We start from the raw sequence: 2564 nt of genomic DNA, 5'->3' as shown, positions 1-2564 counted from the left end.
AACCTTGCACTGTTTACCTTAAAGTAACAAAAAATAGTTCCATCAAGTTAATACTTTTTGGAACTATTTTTATTTACTCAAATGAATTTCTCGATCAAACATGCTATTCATGCGTTCATTGAAGTTATGTGCAATGAAAATAACGGTATTAGGCTTCTGCAATAGTTGTTGCAAGATCTCCAATGTTGCTGTTTGATCAATCGCGCTGGTTCCCTCGTCAATTAATAAAATATTACTATCATGAACCTGTGCACGTGCCAAAATGATTTTTTGTCTTTGACCACCGGAAATATTCAGCTTTTGTAGATTAATTTCAGTATTAAGACCTTGTGCAAAAGATGATGTATCAGTGAGACCCATATTTTGACCTACTATTTCAGCCAAACCATTCAGCTGATCGTTAAACATTGTAATATTACTTTTAACAGTGCTTGGGAACAAAATAGGATCCTGTGCAATATAACCAATCTTAGTAAGATCAGGTTCAATAATTTCACCTGCTTGATTCATAAACTCAAGTTGCCCAGAGCTAGGCGCAAGAAAGTTTAGAATCAATTTAAATAAGGTTGATTTACCTGCTCCACTATCACCAGTAAGTAAAACCTTCTCACCATACTTGACCTCAATATCTGGAAATTTTAGGGCTTCACCATTTTGAAATTTCACTGCTAAGTCCTTTGTCCTGAAGGCATAGGGACTTTCATGAACTTCAGTTTCACTATGCTCTCTTACAGGTAAAGTTTCCGCGGTAATCTTGTCTCTCAATGAACTAGTACCCTTAATTAAGCCTAGATAAAATGGCAAATATTCAATCCCTGTAGACATATAAGTACTAAAATTACCGATGACGGCAATCGCACCGAAAGGAGCCATATGCCCTTTAATTAGCACCCCTGTCCATACAAATAAGGCAAAAATCATTATTTGTGAAATACTACCAGTAATAATTGATAAAACTTGTTGTTTCGCAGTTTGGTTTAGTTTTGCATCCTCCAACTTTTTTGCACCTACATGCATCACCTTCATTAAGTGTTCGCCCGCTGCATAACGTTGCAATTCGGTAATTCCACTGAGCCATTTTTCAATCAAATCTAAATATTGACTATTTTTAAGCGACACATTCTCCATTGCCTTTTGAATTGGCTTATCAATTAGTTTAGGCAAAAATATTGAGCATAAGACTGTTAGTAGGGTTATCACTAACAGCGTCCAATTAATCGTCAACAATGCAATTACGGAAAAAATAATATAGCCAAGAAAATTACACATAGTTGGTAGCAAGTTAAAGTACTGATCATTTACCATGTTCAAATCATTTGTCAGTTTATTCTCAACTTCAGCGACTTGATACGTTCTTTTTTCATCATAAAGATGTCTAAGAATCTTGCCCCTTAATTGCTGATTAAATTCCCTAATATGAGTAGCTAGTAGATAGTTGGACACCATATCAAAAAAGTTGGAGAGCAGGTAGCCCAGTAATGAGGCAAGCACGATTATTAGCCAAGCCTTTTTGTTATGGTCTCGTAAAGTGTTAATTTCCAACATATTAAGGTAAGCAGCAGCAATTAAGACAAAGGGCTGCATTAGACTTGAAAAGGCAATTACCCACATCCGTAAGCGATTCGTCCGATAAAATGTTTTAAAGTTCATCTTTTTCCTCTTTGTTGCTTACTAATTTAATTTCTTTATCAAACATTGCCTTAACTTTATCGTTCAAATTATGAGCAATTACTACAATCGTTTTGTCAGAAGTAGTCAGCTCGTGCATGATTTTCTCTGTAGCAGCACTATCAATTGCACTCGAAGCCTCATCTAACAGAACAATGTCATTTTTAAAGATTTCTTCCCTTGCCAAAATAATTTTTTGTCGTTGACCACCAGACAGGTTGCCTTGATCTAAGTCAACTTCAGTATCAATCCCTAACGGAAAACGGGCCACATCTGATGTTAGTTGAACTTTGTTAAGAACATCGGGTACCTGATCTAAAAGTTGCTTTTTGAACATCGTAATATTGTCAGCAATCGTACCAGGAAATACTTTGGGATCTTGTGCTAAATAGCCAATTTCATTTGGAGCAGGTGAAAATTGCTTGCCCTCTTCCGTTTTAAAAATAATTTCACCGTGATACGGTTTAATTTCACCTAAAATTGCTTTAAACAAGCTGGATTTACCAGTGCCGCTATCACCGGTTAGCAAAACTTTTTCACCCTTGTTGATAGCAAAGTCAGGATATTGAAGCTCCTTTTTTGACCCATATTTCAGCACCAAATCGTGGATTTCAATTTTATTAATCGAACTGTTTGAAACGGGTTTGCTCTGCACTTTTTCGGTCAATTGCTTAGTCTGATGATTGACGCTCTGCGTGGATCTAATTTTGACTGTAGCAGCCGTGATGGCCATAACTGCAGAAAAAACATTGTATGCAAAGGCTGTAGACGACAGCACTGCACCAATTTTGATATACCCAGCAAAAAACAAAACACCCGCCAGAAAAGCAATTGAGATTTGACCAACTGTATTGCCAACACCATTTATTGCACTAGAGTACATTTCTACTTCGGTC

General features: G+C 36.5%; 2 protein-coding genes. Both read right to left on the bottom strand.

The genetic code is table 11. The features are described from left to right. Window positions 1-69 precede the first annotated feature (69 nt). A complete protein-coding gene (locus CRG87_RS07635; protein ID WP_074426097.1) occupies window positions 70-1650 on the bottom strand; it encodes an ATP-binding cassette domain-containing protein in 1581 nt (526 codons plus the stop codon). Then, the coding region (locus CRG87_RS07630; protein WP_133125502.1) for an ATP-binding cassette domain-containing protein at window positions 1640-2564 on the bottom strand (925 nt) is incomplete at its 5' end. The genes CRG87_RS07635 and CRG87_RS07630, both read right to left, overlap by 11 nt.

Source organism: Lactobacillus apis (assembly GCF_002837055.1).
GTDB lineage: Bacteria > Bacillota > Bacilli > Lactobacillales > Lactobacillaceae > Lactobacillus > Lactobacillus apis.
The sequence above is the reverse complement of the archived record's forward strand: the minus strand, read 5'-3'. Positions and strand labels throughout refer to the sequence as shown.

Bases quoted from the DNA above. Each gene is read 5' to 3' on its own strand.
- CRG87_RS07635 (WP_074426097.1), bottom strand. From the start codon at position 1,650: ATGAACTTTAAAACATTTTATCGGACGAATCGCTTACGGATGTGGGTA.